This window comes from Citrobacter sp. Cpo109, assembly GCF_030332565.1.
Taxonomy (GTDB): domain Bacteria; phylum Pseudomonadota; class Gammaproteobacteria; order Enterobacterales; family Enterobacteriaceae; genus Citrobacter; species Citrobacter portucalensis.
This window is the reverse complement of sequence record NZ_JAOWHQ010000057.1, coordinates 145175-161731: the sequence shown is the minus strand read 5'-3', so window position 1 is coordinate 161731 and position 16557 is coordinate 145175. Positions and strand designations below refer to the sequence as shown.

At 52.8% G+C, this 16557-nt stretch carries 14 protein-coding genes; 5 read left to right on the top strand and 9 right to left on the bottom strand.

What is annotated here, in order from left to right; translation table 11 throughout:
* The first annotated feature begins 58 nt into the window (after window positions 1-58).
* The 3 genes from OGY71_RS11550 to ldtC all read left to right on the top strand — a co-directional run bounded on the left by OGY71_RS11550 (window position 59) and on the right by ldtC (window position 5809).
* Complete coding sequence (locus OGY71_RS11550) at window positions 59-1123, top strand: acyltransferase family protein (protein ID WP_003832275.1); 1065 nt, start codon at window positions 59-61, stop codon at window positions 1121-1123.
* 118 nt (window positions 1124-1241) lie between these two features.
* Window positions 1242-4688: a transcription-repair coupling factor gene (mfd, locus tag OGY71_RS11545; protein WP_218667493.1), complete on the top strand. Its 3447-nt coding sequence runs from the start codon at window positions 1242-1244 to the stop codon at window positions 4686-4688.
* Window positions 4689-4843: 155 nt separating this feature from the next.
* Window positions 4844-5809 (top strand): L,D-transpeptidase LdtC, encoded by a 966-nt coding sequence (ldtC, locus tag OGY71_RS11540; protein WP_126318429.1) that lies wholly within the window; start codon window positions 4844-4846, stop codon window positions 5807-5809.
* A gap of 86 nt (window positions 5810-5895) precedes the next feature.
* Here the strand turns inward: ldtC and bhsA are convergent, their stop codons facing one another.
* A complete protein-coding gene (gene bhsA / locus OGY71_RS11535; RefSeq protein WP_003030810.1) occupies window positions 5896-6153 on the bottom strand; it encodes a multiple stress resistance protein BhsA in 258 nt (85 codons plus the stop codon).
* A gap of 243 nt (window positions 6154-6396) precedes the next feature.
* Here bhsA and comR point away from each other — a divergent pair, with 243 nt between their 5' ends.
* Window positions 6397-7032: a TetR family copper-responsive transcriptional repressor ComR gene (gene comR / locus OGY71_RS11530; protein WP_003832266.1), complete on the top strand. Its 636-nt coding sequence runs from the start codon at window positions 6397-6399 to the stop codon at window positions 7030-7032.
* A 255-nt stretch (window positions 7033-7287) separates the two neighbouring features.
* Window positions 7288-9468 (top strand): TonB-dependent siderophore receptor, encoded by a 2181-nt coding sequence (locus tag OGY71_RS11525; protein WP_286613337.1) that lies wholly within the window; start codon window positions 7288-7290, stop codon window positions 9466-9468.
* 57 nt (window positions 9469-9525) lie between these two features.
* On the opposite strand, the gene OGY71_RS11520 is transcribed toward OGY71_RS11525, so the two are convergent.
* The 8 genes from OGY71_RS11520 to hinT all read right to left on the bottom strand — a co-directional run bounded on the left by OGY71_RS11520 (window position 9526) and on the right by hinT (window position 16378).
* Entirely contained in the window at window positions 9526-10065 is a 540-nt protein-coding gene (locus tag OGY71_RS11520) for a glycine zipper 2TM domain-containing protein (RefSeq protein ID WP_003030814.1), read from the bottom strand.
* A 168-nt stretch (window positions 10066-10233) separates the two neighbouring features.
* Window positions 10234-11538 carry an NADH-quinone dehydrogenase gene (gene ndh, locus OGY71_RS11515; RefSeq protein ID WP_003832263.1) on the bottom strand — a complete coding sequence of 435 codons (1305 nt, stop codon included), beginning with the start codon at window positions 11536-11538 and terminating at the stop codon, window positions 10234-10236.
* A gap of 1043 nt (window positions 11539-12581) precedes the next feature.
* The gene (gene ycfP, locus OGY71_RS11510) at window positions 12582-13124 is read right to left on the bottom strand and encodes an alpha/beta hydrolase YcfP (protein ID WP_003030817.1); all 543 of its coding nucleotides are present in this window, start codon (window positions 13122-13124) and stop codon (window positions 12582-12584) included.
* Between the two features lie 21 nt (window positions 13125-13145).
* Window positions 13146-14171 carry a beta-N-acetylhexosaminidase gene (gene nagZ, locus OGY71_RS11505; protein WP_032943019.1) on the bottom strand — a complete coding sequence of 342 codons (1026 nt, stop codon included), beginning with the start codon at window positions 14169-14171 and terminating at the stop codon, window positions 13146-13148.
* A 10-nt stretch (window positions 14172-14181) separates the two neighbouring features.
* Entirely contained in the window at window positions 14182-15006 is an 825-nt protein-coding gene (thiK, locus tag OGY71_RS11500; RefSeq protein ID WP_286613335.1) for a thiamine kinase, read from the bottom strand.
* A complete protein-coding gene (gene lpoB / locus OGY71_RS11495) occupies window positions 14987-15628 on the bottom strand; it encodes a penicillin-binding protein activator LpoB (protein ID WP_003832255.1) in 642 nt (213 codons plus the stop codon). The genes thiK and lpoB overlap by 20 nt, the downstream gene beginning before the upstream one ends.
* A gap of 13 nt (window positions 15629-15641) precedes the next feature.
* Window positions 15642-16016 carry a YcfL family putative periplasmic lipoprotein gene (locus tag OGY71_RS11490; protein ID WP_079937935.1) on the bottom strand — a complete coding sequence of 125 codons (375 nt, stop codon included), beginning with the start codon at window positions 16014-16016 and terminating at the stop codon, window positions 15642-15644.
* A 2-nt stretch (window positions 16017-16018) separates the two neighbouring features.
* Window positions 16019-16378: a purine nucleoside phosphoramidase gene (gene hinT / locus OGY71_RS11485; RefSeq protein WP_003030826.1), complete on the bottom strand. Its 360-nt coding sequence runs from the start codon at window positions 16376-16378 to the stop codon at window positions 16019-16021.
* Window positions 16379-16557: the final 179 nt, after the last annotated feature.

The following is a 16557-nucleotide window of genomic DNA, read 5'->3' as shown; positions in this document are numbered from 1 at the left end:
GCACAGCGGGTTGCGCAGGATGGCAGGCTATAGCCAACAATATGGATACGCCGTCTCGATGAAGAAAAAAGAACTATGGATTAATCAAATCAAAGGGTTATGTATTTGTCTGGTGGTGATTTACCACTCGGTAATCACATTTTACCCGCACCTTACTACTTTTCAGCATCCGCTTTCAGAGCTGCTGAGCAAATGCTGGATTTACCTCAATTTGTACCTGGCGCCATTTCGCATGCCGGTGTTTTTCTTTATTTCGGGATATCTGATCCGTCGCTACATTGATAGCGTCCCGTGGACAACCTGCGTGGAAAAACGGATCTGGAGCATTGCCTGGGTGCTGGTACTTTGGGGTGTGGTGCAATGGCTGGCGTTAGTCGCGCTCAATAACTGGTTGGCCCCACAGCGCGATCTGAGCCATGCCGCCAACGCCGCTTATGCCGATTCGATCACAGGTTTTACCCACGGAATGCTGACCGCCAGCACCAGCTTGTGGTATCTGTATGCGCTGATTGTCTATTTTGTTCTGTGTAAGATTTTCAGCCGCTGGGCGGCGCCGCTGTTGGCGTTATTTGTGGTGCTGAGCGTGGCGATCAATTTTGTCCCGACGCCGTGGTGGGGAATGAACAGCGTGATTCGCAATCTGCCCTGGTACAGCCTCGGTGCATGGTTTGGCGCAACGCTGATGGTATGGATCAAGGAGGTGCCTCTGCGCCGCCATGCGGTCATTGTTCTGGTTAGCGCAATCGCCGCCGTCGTCGCGTGGCTGGCAAATGTCTCACTATTACTTTCTCTGCTTTCCATTGTGCTGATCATGAAGCTGTTTTATCAATTTGAGCTGCGCTTTGGTATGCGTGAGTCCGGCCCGTTAAGCGTGATTGGTGCCAATACCATTGCCATCTACACCACCCACCGTATTCTGGTTGAGCTGTTCAGCTTAACGCTAATCCCTAAAATCAATTATACCGCCTGGCCTGCCTATGCGGAGCTGGCCCTGCTGCTGGTGTATCCGTTCGCCTGCCTGCTGCTGTGCACCTTGTTTGGCCTGTTGGTACGTAAAATTTCACAAAAAACAGTGGCCGATCTGCTCTTTTCCCCGCCTTCTTTATCGGCTGTCTCGCGCTAACCCCTACGCGCTTTTTGCCCCCATCAGGGGGCGAATCAATTTGCTTATGAGAAACGATCACGGATAATAAAGAACATTGCTTATCAGATGTATATCTAAACGAGATCCTAACAACCGAATGCCTGAACAACATCGTTATACGCTCCCGGCGAAAGCTGGCGATCAGCGCCAGTTAGGTGAGCTTACCGGTGCAGCCTGCGCAACGCTGGTCGCCGAAATCGCCGAACATCACGCGGGTCCAGTGGTCCTGATCGCGCCGGACATGCAAAATGCGCTGCGTCTGCATGATGAAATTCGTCAGTTTACCGACCAGATGGTGATGAACCTGGCCGACTGGGAAACGCTACCCTACGACAGCTTTTCTCCCCATCAGGAGATTATCTCCTCGCGGCTCTCCACGCTGTATCAACTGCCTGCCATGCAGCGCGGCGTGCTGATCGTTCCGGTAAATACACTGATGCAGCGCGTTTGTCCGCACAGCTATCTGCACGGCCATGCGCTGGTCATGAAAAAGGGCCAGCAACTTTCACGTGACGCTCTGCGTGAACAGCTGGACAGTGCGGGCTATCGCCATGTTGATCAGGTCATGGAACACGGCGAATACGCCACCCGCGGCGCGTTGTTGGATTTGTTCCCGATGGGCAGCGAGTTGCCTTATCGTCTGGATTTCTTTGATGACGAAATCGACAGCCTGCGTCTGTTTGATACCGACACCCAGCGCACGCTGGAAGAAGTCGATGCCATTAATTTGCTTCCCGCGCACGAATTCCCGACTGACAAAACGGCCATCGAGCTATTCCGTAGCCAGTGGCGCGATACCTTTGAGGTGAAACGCGACGCCGAACATATTTACCAGCAGGTCAGCAAAGGCACGTTACCTGCGGGTATTGAATACTGGCAACCGCTGTTTTTCAGCGAGCCGCTGCCGCCGCTGTTCAGCTACTTCCCCTCCAATACATTATTGGTGAATACCGGTGATATCGAGACCAGCGCAGAACGCTTCCAGGCCGATACCCTGTCACGCTTTGAAAATCGCGGTGTTGATCCGATGCGCCCGCTTCTGCCGCCGGAATCGCTGTGGCTGCGGGTTGATGAGCTGTTTTCTGAACTTAAACGCTGGCCGCGCGTTCAACTGAAAACCGAGAGTCTGGCGAACAAAGCAGCAAATACCAACCTCGGGTTCCAGAAGCTGCCGGATATTGCCGTTCAGGCGCAGCAAAAAGCGCCGTTAGATGCGTTACGTAAATTCCTTGAAGGCTTCACCGGTCCGGTAATTTTCTCGGTGGAAAGTGAAGGCCGCCGTGAAGCGCTTGGCGAACTGCTCGCCCGTATCAAAGTGGCGCCGAAGCGGATATTGCGACTCGATGAAGCCGTAGATAACGGTCGTTATCTGATGATTGGCGCAGCTGAGCACGGCTTCATCGATAGCAAACGCAATCTGGCGCTGATTTGTGAAAGCGATCTGCTTGGGGAACGCGTGGCGCGCCGCCGCCAGGATTCTCGTCGCACCATCAACCCGGATACGTTAATTCGTAACCTCGCAGAGCTGCATCCCGGTCAACCGGTGGTGCATCTGGAGCACGGCGTGGGTCGTTATGCCGGTATGACCACGCTGGAAGCGGGCGGCATCACCGGTGAATACCTGATGCTCACTTATGCCAACGACGCCAAACTGTACGTGCCGGTGTCGTCACTGCATCTGATCAGCCGCTATGCCGGTGGCGCGGAAGAGAATGCGCCGCTGCATAAACTTGGCGGCGATGCCTGGTCACGCGCCCGACAGAAAGCCGCTGAGAAGGTGCGCGATGTTGCGGCAGAGCTGCTGGATATTTATGCCCAGCGCGCGGCGAAAGAAGGCTTTGCCTTTAAGCATGACCGTGAACAGTACCAGCTGTTTTGCGACAGCTTCCCGTTTGAAACCACGCCTGACCAGGCGCAGGCGATTAACGCGGTACTCAGCGATATGTGTCAACCGCTGGCCATGGACCGTCTGGTGTGCGGCGACGTCGGCTTTGGTAAAACCGAAGTCGCGATGCGCGCGGCCTTTCTCGCCGTAGAGAACCACAAGCAGGTTGCCGTGCTGGTGCCGACCACCCTGCTCGCACAGCAGCACTTCGACAACTTCCGCGACCGCTTTGCCAACTGGCCGGTACGCATTGAGATGTTGTCCCGTTTCCGTAGCGCCAAAGAGCAAGCGCAGATTCTGGAGCAAGTTGCCGAGGGAAAAATTGATATTCTCATCGGCACGCACAAACTGCTGCAAGCGGATGTGAAGTTAAAAGATCTGGGTCTGCTGATTGTCGATGAAGAGCACCGTTTCGGCGTTCGCCACAAAGAACGCATCAAGGCGATGCGCGCAGATGTCGATATTCTGACCCTGACGGCAACGCCAATTCCACGTACGCTCAATATGGCAATGAGCGGCATGCGCGATCTGTCGATTATCGCCACACCACCCGCTCGTCGTCTGGCGGTCAAAACCTTCGTGCGCGAATACGACAACCTGGTGGTACGCGAGGCGATCCTGCGTGAAGTTCTGCGCGGGGGACAAGTTTATTATCTGTTTAACGACGTCGAAAACATCCAGAAAACCGCTGACAGGCTGGCTGAACTGGTGCCGGAAGCGCGTATTGGTATCGGTCACGGACAAATGCGCGAGCGCGAACTGGAACGCGTGATGAACGATTTCCACCATCAGCGTTTTAACGTGCTGGTGTGTACCACCATTATCGAAACCGGGATCGACATCCCCACCGCTAACACCATCATCATCGAACGAGCGGATCACTTCGGTTTAGCGCAATTACACCAGCTGCGCGGTCGTGTGGGACGTTCTCACCACCAGGCTTACGCCTGGCTGCTGACGCCGCATCCGAAAGCAATGACCACCGACGCGCAAAAACGTCTGGAAGCCATCGCCTCGCTGGAAGATTTGGGCGCAGGTTTTGCGCTGGCGACCCACGACCTCGAAATTCGCGGCGCCGGGGAATTACTGGGTGAAGATCAGAGTGGTTCCATGGAAAGCATCGGCTTCTCACTGTATATGGAACTGCTGGAAAACGCGGTCGATGCGCTCAAAGAAGGGCGTGAGCCGTCACTGGAAGATCTCACCAGCCAGCAAACCGAAGTTGAACTGCGCATGCCGTCTCTGCTGCCGGATGACTATATCCCGGATGTAAACACCCGACTGTCGTTCTACAAGCGCATTGCCAGTGCGAAAGGCGAAAACGAACTGGAAGAAATTAAGGTTGAGCTGATAGACCGTTTTGGCTTGCTGCCCGACCCGGCTCGTACGCTGCTGGATATCGCCCGTTTACGCCAGCAGGCGCAGAAACTGGGGATCAGAAAGCTCGAAGGCAATGAAAAAGGCGGTACCATTGAATTTGCCGAGAAAAACCACGTCAACCCCGTCTGGCTGATTGGTTTACTGCAAAAGCAGCCGCAGCACTTCCGTCTGGACGGTCCAACCCGGCTGAAATTCATGCAGGAGTTGAGCGAGCGTAAAACGCGGATCGACTGGGTCCGCCAGTTTATGCGTCAGCTTGAAGAAAACGCCGTAGCATAAGCATAGCGAACAGGCTGGGTGAGCACACCACTCACCCGGCCTGATGAATTTACAAACTCTTTGCACTTCCCTGCACTTCCCGACACAGCAAACAGCCATAATTCTCGTTTACTTTTACATAATAAAAACCACGTAAAAACAATGGATTTATGGTGATGTTAAACAATAAACGACTCTCTCGCTGGCTCGCGTTTTTTACGCTTGCAGCGACATTCGCGTTAGCACTTCCGGTTCAGGCAAACACCTGGCCGCTGCCGCCACCGGGAAGCCGTCTGGTGGGTCAGAATGCCGTTCATGTTGTTGAAGACAATGGCGGTTCTCTGGAGGCGATTGCGAAAAAGTACAATGTCGGCTTTCTCGCGCTACTGCAGGCCAACCCTGGCGTTGACCCTTACGTACCACGTCCGGGCAGCGTTTTGACGATCCCGTTACAAACTCTGCTACCTGACGCCCCGCGCGAAGGTATTGTTATCAACCTCGCCGAACTGCGTCTTTATTATTACCAGCCGGGGACCAATTCGGTGACCGTGTATCCTATTGGTATTGGCCAGTTAGGTGGTGACACGCTGACGCCTACGATGGTAACCACCATCTCTGATAAACGCGCCAATCCCACCTGGACGCCAACGGCAAATATCCGCGCGCGATACAAAGCAAACGGGATTGACCTGCCTGCCGTTGTGCCTGCCGGTCCGGATAACCCGATGGGCCATCATGCGATTCGCTTAGCGGCATACGGCGGCGTGTACCTGTTGCACGGTACAAATGCTGATTTTGGCATCGGAATGCGTGTCAGTTCCGGCTGTATTCGTCTGCGCGACGGTGATATCGAAACCCTGTTCCGTCAGGTAACGCCCGGAACTAAGGTCAATATTATCAATACGCCGATTAAAGCATCCGTAGAGCCTAATGGCGTGCGCCTGGTGGAAGTACACCAACCGCTGTCCGAAAAAATCAATGACGATCCGCAACTGCTGCCGATCGTGCTGAACGCGTCCATGCAGACATTTAAAAATGCGGCGCAAACAGATACCGCCGTCATGGATCATGCGATGGAGATTCGCTCAGGCATGCCGGTCGATGTGACCCGTCATCATGACGTTGCTCAACAACCGCTGTAATCGTAGCGTATAAAAAAACCCCCGCTGGATTTTATTCCGCGGGGGTTTTTTATTTAACTCGCAGTGGCATTGCGATGGGTTAAATCTTATTTGTAGATAACAGCAGTTCCGTGAAGAGTGTTAGGACCGGTAACGGAAGTAATACGGAAAGACTTCGCACCCATCTCATCGGCTTTCTGCGCCAGTTGATCTTCCAGAGAACCTAAGTTAGTCCCCGCATTCGCAGAAATAGTACCGACTTTCTCTTGACCCGCAGGAGTGGACTGAACTTCAACAGCGGCAAAACTTGCAAATGACAGTGAGCTAAGAACAGCAGCGACAAACAGTGTTTTTACGTTTTTCATGATAGTGACCTTTAGCAGATGAATGGGTGTCGAAAATATTAACTTAACGATCGATAGGTAAATCATAGATGTGATCCATGTCACACGTCAACATTTTTTTATAATGATCGTTATATAAAATATAAAGGTCTTATTTTTCATGCTAATAGCTATAAATTATTTTTATCGTGAATCCGCTGGAGTGTGCAGTCGAATATTTTTATAATGGTTATTCAATAAACCCAACAAAGGTACATCGGCGCCATGACAACTGAAACGACAGGTTGTGCTAAAAAAAGCCGTGGCCGACCAAAAGTGTTCGACAGGGAAGCCGCGCTTGATAAGGCCATGACACTCTTCTGGCAGCACGGATATGAAGCGACATCACTCGCCGATCTCGTGGAAGCCACCGGCGCAAAAGCGCCCACGCTGTATGCGGAGTTCACCAATAAAGAAGGGTTGTTCCGTGCCGTACTGGACCGCTACATCACCCGCTTTGCGGCGAAACACGAAGCCCAACTGTTTTGTGAAGAAAAAAGCCTTGAGTCCGCACTAGAAGACTATTTCACCGCCATAGCGACCTGCTTTACCAGCAAGGACACCCCGGCGGGATGTTTCATGATTAACACTTCTGCGACGCTGGCGGCCTCTTCCCGCGATATTGCGCACACGGTGAAATCCCGCCATGCAATGCAGGAACAGACGCTTACCCAGTTTCTTCGCCAGCGCCAGCAACGAGGCGAAATTCCAGCCCATTGCGACGTGCAAAAACTGGCCGAATACCTGAACTGTATTTTACAAGGTATGTCGATCAGCGCCCGGGAAGGTGCAACGTTTGAAAAACTGATGCAGATCGCACATACAACGCTGCGTCTGTGGCCCGAACTCGTCAAAGCTTAACCCTTTCCCGTAATTCCCCCGCAGTACTCACAACCCCGGGAGCTGATAAAGCCCCCGGTTAGAATTTCACGCATTACCCCTACATTCTTCATTGTTTTCATCATCTTACCCGATCATTTTTTGTAAAATGTATTGATAACGACAATTATTATCAGCAATATTCGCATTTGTTTTAACGCCTGTTTCACAATGTAACCATCGGTTTCTTTACCGTCATAACAAAAACAGATCGACTCTTTTTTAAAAGGAATACAAATGCATAAGCGTCTCTGGGTGCTCAATCCTCTCCTGTTGTCTTTAACCCTTCCGGCCATTGCGGCTGAGGAAGAGAATCTCATCGTCAGCGCCAACCGTAGCCAGCGCACCGTGGCAGAAATGGCGCAAACGACCTGGGTTATTGAAGGAAGCGAGATTGAACAACAGGTTCAGGGAGGAAAAGAGTTCAAGGATGTTCTTGCTCAGCTAATCCCAGGAATCGATGTTAGTAGCCAGGGACGCACAAACTACGGCATGAACATGCGTGGTCGCGCCATTGTCGTGCTCATTGACGGCGTCCGTCTGAACTCCTCGCGAACCGACAGCCGTCAACTTGACTCCATTGACCCGTTTAATATTGCGCACATTGAAGTCATTTCAGGCGCAACCTCACTTTATGGCGGTGGCAGTACCGGCGGATTAATCAACATTGTCACCAAAAAAGGCCAGCCGGAGCGTGAAGTAGAACTCGAACTGGGGAGCAAAAGCGGTTTCAACAATAGCAACGATCATGATGAACGTGTTGCCGCGGCGGTGAGTGGCGGAACCGATCGAGCTTCCGGGCGTATGTCCGTCGCGTATCAACGATTTGGCGGCTGGTATGACGGTAATCACGATGCCCTGCTGCTGGATAACACCCAAACCGGGCTACAGCACTCCGATCGTCTGGACATCATGGGCACCGGGACAATTGAACTTGACGACAACCGTCAGTTGCAACTGGTTACTCAGTACTATAAGAGTCAGGGGGATGACGATTACGGGCTGGATCTCGGCGAGAACATGTCCGCCGTGACCGGAAACGGCAAAGCATACACCAGCAGCGGACTGAATTCCGATCGTATTCCCGGCACCGAACGTCATCTTATTAGCCTGCAATATTCAGATGCGGATTTTTATGGCCAGAACCTGGTCAGCCAAATCTATTACCGTGATGAATCACTGAAATTCTACCCCTTCCCTAAGCTCAGCAAAGGTAAGGTCACCAGTTTCTCCGCATCACAGCAGGACACAGACCAGTTTGGTGCCAAAATTACTCTCAACAGCCAGTTGATGGATAACTGGGAGCTGACGTGGGGTGTCGATGCCGATCACGAAACCTTCGACTCCAATCAGAAATTCTTCGATCTGGCCTGGTCCCTACCCTCCGGCGGTATGGATAACCGTACAGCTTATACTACCGGGCGTTACCCCGGTTACAGCATCACCAACTTCGCGCCTTTCCTGCAAAACAGCTATGACATTAACGATATCTTTACCCTCAGCGGCGGCGTGCGCTATCAGTGGACCGAAAACAGGGTTGATGATTTCGTTGGCTATGCTCAACAGCAGGGAATCGCGACCGGGCTTGCGAACTCTGCCGATACCATTCCAGGCGGCAAAACCGATTATGATAATTTCCTGTTCAACGCCGGTATCCTTGCCCACCTGACCGACCGTCAGCAAACGTGGTTTAACTTTTCTCAGGGCGTGGAGCTTCCGGACCCAGGGAAATATTACGGTAACGGTACCTATTCGCTGGTTGGCGATCATTACCAGCTCCAGCGCAGCGTCAACGTGGCGGATTCACGTCTGGAAGGGATTAAAGTGAACTCGTACGAACTGGGGTGGCGCTACACCGGCGATAGTCTGCGCACGCAACTGGCCGCTTACTACTCGACTTCGGATAAATCGATCGTTATCAACCGCAGCGATATGACCATTAACGTTCAGCCCGACGATCGCCGCATTTATGGCCTTGAAGGTGCAGTGGATTATTTCATTGCGAATACGGACTGGAGTCTGGGCGGCAACTTCAATGTCATTAAATCGGAAGTGAAGCAGAACGGTAAATGGCAAAAATGGGATGTCACGCTGGCCTCACCGTCCAAAGCAACCGCGTGGGTCGGCTGGGCACCAGAACCGTGGACCTTGCGCGTACAGAGCCAGCAAACATTTGATCTGACCGACGCCAGCGGTAACAAGCTCGATGGCTATAACACCATGGACTTTATCGGCAGCTATCAGCTCCCGTTGGGTAAGCTGACCTTCAGCGTGGAAAACCTGCTGAATGAAGAGTACACCACACTGTGGGGACAACGTGCGCCACTGCTGTACAGCCCAACCTACGGCAGCCCGTCACTGTATGAATACAAGGGCCGGGGTCGTACTTTTGGTCTGAACTACGCCTTAACCTTCTGATAAAAAAAGCCCCCCAGCCTGAGCGAATGGGGGGCTAATGTTCAGGATAATGCTATTTTACGCTTTGTTATTCAGTACCAACTGTCCGTTGTTATCCAACGGAATTTGCGCACCGGGGTCCTTATCCATACGGATTTTCCCCTGCTGATCGCCAATTTTGTACGTCACGTCGTAGCCCAGCATCTTTTCAGATTTGTCATACACCGTTTTACAACGCTGCTGCGTGGTGGTGTAAGTATCGTTTTCCTGCATCGAACCCTGAATCTGGTTACCTGCATAGCCGCCGCCTAAAGCCCCGGCCACGGTGGCAATATCTTTACCTCGTCCGCCACCAAACTGATGGCCAATAACGCCACCCGCAACCGCGCCCAATACGGAACCCGCAATACGGTTTTCATCTTGTACCGGCTTACGGTGCGTGACCGTTACGTTCCGGCACTCCTGACGCGGTGTTTTTACCGACTCTTTAATCGGTGTTGCAGAGACAACTTGTGCATACTGTGGGCCACGCTCGAAAACGTTCAGACTGGCCACTGCTGCAACACCCAGCGCAGCAGCTACGCCAATCCCTATACCCGCCAACATTGATTTATTCACGGGACTTCCTCCTTTTTTGCTATTAGCAACAACTTTGCAACAGAAGGTAAGGAATGCCAATCAGATTACGGATGAAAATAGCAGGATGAGGCACGAACGCAGGATGATTCGGAGAACTCTGAAGGAAGACGCCGGATGCGTAAAATCATCCGGCGCCACACGTCGATATTAATGCAGTTTCAGACGCGGGCGAATCACCCGGTTGATACTGCCGACCAGCATCATCAGGCCGGTTTTGAAGTAGCCGTGCAAGGCAATCTGGTGCATGCGGTACAGTGAGATGTATACAAAGCGCGCAATACGCCCTTCCACCATCATCGAACCACGAGTCAGGTTGCCCATCAGGCTACCCACGGTAGAGAAGTTAGAGAGCGAGACCAGAGAGCCGTGATCTTTGTACTGATACGCTTTCAGCGGCTTGCCGTTCATCTGTGCCAGAATATTGTTCATCGCACAGGTCGCCATCTGGTGTGCAGCCTGAGCGCGCGGAGGCACAAAACCGCCTTCCGGACGGGCGCAGGAAGCGCAGTCGCCAATCGCGTACACGTCAGGATCGCGCGTGCTCTGCAGAGTTGGCTCAACCACCAGTTGGTTAATACGGTTCGTTTCCAGACCGCCAATGTCTTTCATAAAGTCTGGCGCTTTGATACCCGCCGCCCACACCATCAGATCGGCTTTAATGTATTCGCCATCTTTGGTGTGCAGTCCGCCTTCGTCAGCGCTGGTTACCATCGTCTGGGTCAGTACGCGTACGCCCAATTTGGTTAACTCATTATGCGCAGCTCCGGAAATACGCGGCGGCAACGCAGGCAGAATACGCTCACCGGCTTCGACCAGCGTAACGTTCAGCGCGTCGTTGGTCAGCCCTTTGTAACCATAGCTGTGCAGTTGTTTTACCGCATTGTGCAGCTCAGCGGAGAGTTCAACACCCGTCGCACCGCCACCCACAATGGCGATATTCACTTTTCCGTTAGCGCCCAGATTCGCGGAATACTTCAGGAACAGATTCAGCATCTCCTGGTGGAAACGACGCGCCTGATGCGGGTTATCGAGGAAAATGCAGTTTTCTTTCACGCCAGGGGTGTTGAAATCGTTGGACGTACTGCCCAACGCCATCACCAGCGTGTCATACGGCACTTTACGCTCAGGAACCAGCAGCTCACCCTTCTCATCGCGCAGCTCAGCAAGAGTAATGGTCTTCGCTTCACGATCGATATCCACCACCGAGCCTAACTGGAACTGGAAGCCATGGTTACGGGCATGAGCCAGATAACTCAGCGCATCCACACCTTCGTCCAGTGAACCCGTCGCCACTTCATGCAGTAACGGTTTCCACAAGTGACTGTGGTTTCTGTCTACCAGTGTGATTTTGGCCTTTTTCTTACGCCCGAGTTTTTTACCCAGCTGCGTCGCCATTTCCAGTCCGCCAGCACCGCCGCCGACAATCACGATCCTTTTCAATGGTGTAGTCAACGTGACCCCCTCAAATTTATTAACCAATTGTTAATTAAAGGTTATGAGCATAGCCTTTAATTAACAACAAGTTACGGTAATGAAAATGTTCTTCGAGAGTGAGAATAACACGAACGGTGCATTGGTCATACCAAAATTGATGTGTATCAAGTTTTGATGCTGAAAAGATAGACAACCGGAACTTTAAGAACAAAAAAACAGCCCGATGGCTGTAATGCCAGTCAGTTAGCGCCTCAGTTTCAGAAAGCTTCAAGCTGTGCTGCCCGAGGTAAAGAACATACTATCTCGGAGAAAGAGTTCCGTTCACCTCATGCTCATCATTTCTCTTAAGCACCGATTCCTGTGAACGTGTAAAGGGCGTTCTCCGCCACGCCCTTTACAATCCCGGCTCCCGGCAGGAAAATTGTTGCTGCGCAATACCCTCCGCTTATTCCTCCAGGCTACCGGGCCGGGCGCGAGGAAGCGTCCTTGCAAAGCGCGCCCTGAGCCAGCATTCATGCTGGCTCTCCCGGCCTTACGGAAACACGTCGACAATTTTCAGCCGGACCAGCCCACACCTGACCATCTGCGTTTTTTGTTTAAACAGCAAAAAAGATTTAACTGGAAGTCAGTGCGTTGAAGCGATGACCCCGGTCCGGCTGAAAATCGATGAGGCATTGACGGCTGACCGGGTCTGTCCGCAGGGATGCGGACAGAGGGGACGGCCTGCATGGATGCAGGCTCGACCCCGACCCGACAGGCAGACGGCATAAGACGAATAACAAAATTGCCGGGAGCAATTTTGAACAGCGCTTGCGCTGGCCCCGAAGGGGTAAGCCCCAGGGATGGGGCGAATAATCGCGCAGCGACGATTTTCCCGCCGGGAGCCTGGGTTGCAAGGGAGGCGGCGGTGAGCCTCCCTTGCACGTTCACAGGTATCTGCGCTTCAGAGAAATGACACCGCTGAGGTGAACGGAACCCTGAGCCGGGATCACATGTTCACCATACGTTCGTAACTGACGAGCATTAGCCTGGAGGCTGTTTTTTTAAACGCTCAATAAGAATTAACCTAACGTCTTGAACGCTTTGATGCGCTGCAAATGCGGAGAGATATTCTTAAACTTATGCGTCTGCTCTTCGTCCCAGACTATCTCGTAAAAATGATGCAGCTCTTCCGACGAACGCTGACTGTTAAGCGCTTCATCATGACGTGACAGGATCACCAGGCAGCGATCGCGATTCTTCTCACGGAAATTGGTCACGCATTTTGTTGCGATGTCTGCATACTCCTCAGGTCTGTCGATTTTGCCTTCCATGTTCTCATACGGGAACAGGTTGGGATTAAACACTACCTGACGAATATCACACAGGAAACCAATCCGTTCAGCCCAATATCCCCCGAGCCCCACACCACAAATCAGCGGACGGTCATCCACATTCAGCTGCAGCATTTTGTCCACTTCTTTCAGCAGATGCTGCATATCATGTTTAGGATGCCGCGTACTGTAGCTAATCAGCCTGACATCCGGGTCGATGAATTGCAGCTGCAACACCTTCTCATGGTTGCCCGGGCTGTTAGAGTCAAAACCGTGTAAATAGATAATCATCGCATCCTCGCCAAACTTGCGTTAATGACCTGCTTTCTCTTCCTGCCAGCGCTCATGAAGTTGGTTAAGTTGAGCGCTTACCGTCTTCCAGCGTGCCGAGTCCATCAGTTCCTGACGTGAAAATGAACCTTTATGATACAAACGTGTAACACGTTCTGCATTGATCGGCGACAGATTATCTAACACACTGACCGCTCCCTTACGATTATTGCAGACCAGGATCATATCGCAACCTGCATCCAGCGATGCCTGTCCACGCTCCGCATAGCTTCCCATAATCGCCGCCCCTTCCATCGACAAATCGTCGGAGAAAATGACACCATCGAAGCCAAGCTCCTGGCGCAGCACCGTTTTCAGCCAGTGAGGTGAACCACTCGCCGGACGCGGATCTACATCACTGTAGATGACGTGCGCAGGCATAATGGCATCCAGTTTGTTTTCCGTAATCAACGTCTGGAACACGGACATATCTTTCGCACGAATCTCGGCTTCTGGGCGTGGATCGGTTGGGGTTTCTTTGTGTGAATCCGCCGTCACCGCCCCATGTCCTGGGAAATGTTTACCGGTCGTTTTCATGCCAGCAGCATGCATCCCGTCAATGAAGCGGGTCGCCATCGCCAGCGCTTTTAGCGGATCGGCATGATAAGAACGCTCGCCGATTGCCGCGCTGATATGGCCCACATCCAGTACCGGTGCAAAGCTGATATCAATGTCCATCGCGATCATTTCGCTGGCCATCAACCACCCGGCGTCCTGAGCCAGTTTGCCGCCCTCTTCCAGACCGTGCAACGCAGCAAAGGATTGAGCCGCAGGCAGGCGGGTAAAGCCTTCACGAAAACGCTGTACGCGTCCGCCTTCCTGATCTACCGCCACCACCAGATGGTTACGTGACGCAGCCCGGATCTGGCGCACTAATTCACGCAGCTGTTCCGGGTCATGATAATTTCGGGTAAAGAGGATCAACCCACCTACCAGCGGATGTGCCAGAATCTCACGCTCTTCAGCGTCCAGCTCATACCCTTCGACATCCAACATTACTGGGCCCACACTGCTCTCCTTATCCTTTCATTGTTAGCTGCCGCCAGGTTTCATCGGCCAGCCTGATAAATTGTCGATCGCCGGTTTGCCGCCAGCGATACTCAAACCACCCCGCCTTCAGCATCATTATCCAGGGTTGCCATTGTCTGACCTGTCGCCACAAAACGTCTGGCTCAATGTGCGCTCGTTGGGCGTAGGTGCTAACCAACTGTTGGTGCTGGGATTCATCGCTAACCCATACTGCCGCCAGCTCCAGGGCAATATCACCGTCTCCGGCGTATTCCCAGTCAATCAGCCGCAGCCCTGAGGCTGTACGTACGATGTTGTCACCGTGAACATCCATATGCAGCGGCCCCAGGCGCAAAGGTCGGGGCTCACCTCGTTTACTTAGCCGCTTCAGCGCGCGCAGCCAGCATGGTGTACGACGTGCCGGATCGCCACACTGCCAGTACTGTTCAAGTAGCGGAAGCAGGCTAATTCGCCAGCCCAATCGGGGTTGCTGGTGCAGATGATACAGTAAGCCTGCGAGTTCGTCGGCGTCCGGTAATCTGGATTCTACCTTACCGTGAAAAAACTCGACTGCCATCCACCCACGCGTATAAAAGTGAGGACGTGGCGCAAGGCTTTCTGGCAGGTGTTTTAGCGCATGGTATTGGCGTAAGAAATGAGATTCCGGTGCGTCAGGGTCGTGATGGCAGCGCAGTACCAGCCGGTGGGAACGGTGTTCAATGATGCAGCTCCCGCCGCTCAGGCCGGTTTGGCTGGTTGCAACGGGATGATACTGCGGGAAATAGCGCGACAACACTTCGCCGCGCGTGAGTCTGTTATTGTTGCTGAACGGCACCTTTACCTGACCAGATTATCTCGCCAGTTTGTACCAGCATTAATTGCATTTGCAGCGCAGGCGAATTGACGTTGCCAGATGCGCTGGAATAAAGCACATACTGCGCACCAACGTTACGGGCGATACCAATCGCTTTACTGCGTGTTCCCAGGCTATCGTTTGGCGACAGACCTAACTGCTGCTTGGCGACGGCCAGTTGCTGAGCGGAAACCAGAGTAAACTTACCGTTATTCGCCAGCGCGTTACGCAAGGTCTCGGTGGCTTCCCCCGCGTTCAACGAGCCGTTGGTACGGTTATTCACGCTATCAACCAGCAGAACGCCACCCGCTTTGACGCCGTCGGCCTGCAGCATTTTGCCGACCATCGGCTGCATCGCCCCATTCCAGTCATAATGACGTTGACGTGGCGTCGGCTGCGCCGTTTGGTCCTCGTGCTCAATCGGGCCCGGCTGCTGCGGTATGGTTGGCACCGTTGGCACAACCGGAACCGGCTGTTGCGGCTGCGCAGGCTGTTCCGGCACCGGCTTGACTTCCTCTACCGGCGCGGGCTCTCGTTGCACCACACAGCCAGAGAGAAACATCGCCAGCGCGGCAATCAGTGCGTAGCGATTCATTTTGTTCATCAAGATTCACCCCTTACAAATAAAGATAAAGTCTAACCTTGTGCGCCCCCAGATAATTGGCGCTGCCATACAGCGTCACCGACGAATGAGCCGGAACAGTCACACTGCGTGGCGCTTCCAGAGGGTGCATTTCCAGCCCTCTGGCGTCATACCAGTAAAACCGATAATGAACGGTAACGGGTTCTTGTCTTTCGTTATAGAGTCGAGAGGATGCCGAGGCCTGAATATCAGACGTGGTTAACGTGGGCTGTTCTGCTGTTATACCCGCCGCCAGAATCGTTGATTCCATCACCAGCGACTGTTCATCACTTACCGGAATTTCAGGATGTGTTCGACAACCCGCCAGCAACAGCAAACCCAGTGAAAGCGCAATGCATCCTCTGGTCATGCTTACAGACCTTTATGCGCAAGCATTGGGCCAAGCGCACGTCCACCCAGCAGGTGCATATGAATGTGATACACCTCCTGCCCCCCGTGGCGGTTGGTGTTCATGATTAAGCGGTACCCATCTGCAGCAATGCCTTCCTGCTCAGCAATTTTCGCCGCAACGGTGATCATGCGGCCCAATGCCTGTTCATGTTCCGCCGTCACATCGTTGACAGTTGGGATCAGAATGTTAGGAATGATCAGGATATGCGTTGGTGCCTGAGGGGAAATATCACGAAACGCAGTGACCAGTTCATCCTGGTATACGATATCTGACGGAATCTCACGACGAATAATTTTGCTGAATATAGTTTCTTCTGCCACGACGTTTTCCTTTTTCATTAACAGCCCAAGCGTTTTGCCATGCTACGCCGGGTAACTCTGCGAGTATAGAGTATGAGCGAGTTACTCACGCTCTTTCAACTTTAACCCTCGATTTTTTAAGCGAAAACCTCAGTTAGTGCTGCTCTTATAACCATTTCCCTGCGCTATTGCTCAAGCAT

What these genes read in the sequence shown, in the direction of transcription:
- OGY71_RS11550 (WP_003832275.1), top strand. Translation starts at nt 59, where the DNA reads ATGAAGAAAAAAGAACTATGGATTAATCAAATCAAAGGGTTATGTATT.
- mfd (WP_218667493.1), top strand. Translation starts at nt 1,242, where the DNA reads ATGCCTGAACAACATCGTTATACGCTCCCGGCGAAAGCTGGCGATCAG.
- ldtC (WP_126318429.1), top strand. Translation starts at nt 4,844, where the DNA reads ATGTTAAACAATAAACGACTCTCTCGCTGGCTCGCGTTTTTTACGCTT.
- bhsA (WP_003030810.1), bottom strand. Translation starts at nt 6,153, where the DNA reads ATGAAAAACGTAAAAACACTGTTTGTCGCTGCTGTTCTTAGCTCACTG.
- comR (WP_003832266.1), top strand. Translation starts at nt 6,397, where the DNA reads ATGACAACTGAAACGACAGGTTGTGCTAAAAAAAGCCGTGGCCGACCA.
- OGY71_RS11525 (WP_286613337.1), top strand. Translation starts at nt 7,288, where the DNA reads ATGCATAAGCGTCTCTGGGTGCTCAATCCTCTCCTGTTGTCTTTAACC.
- ycfP (WP_003030817.1), bottom strand. Translation starts at nt 13,124, where the DNA reads ATGATTATCTATTTACACGGTTTTGACTCTAACAGCCCGGGCAACCAT.
- lpoB (WP_003832255.1), bottom strand. Translation starts at nt 15,628, where the DNA reads ATGAACAAAATGAATCGCTACGCACTGATTGCCGCGCTGGCGATGTTT.
- OGY71_RS11490 (WP_079937935.1), bottom strand. Translation starts at nt 16,016, where the DNA reads ATGACCAGAGGATGCATTGCGCTTTCACTGGGTTTGCTGTTGCTGGCG.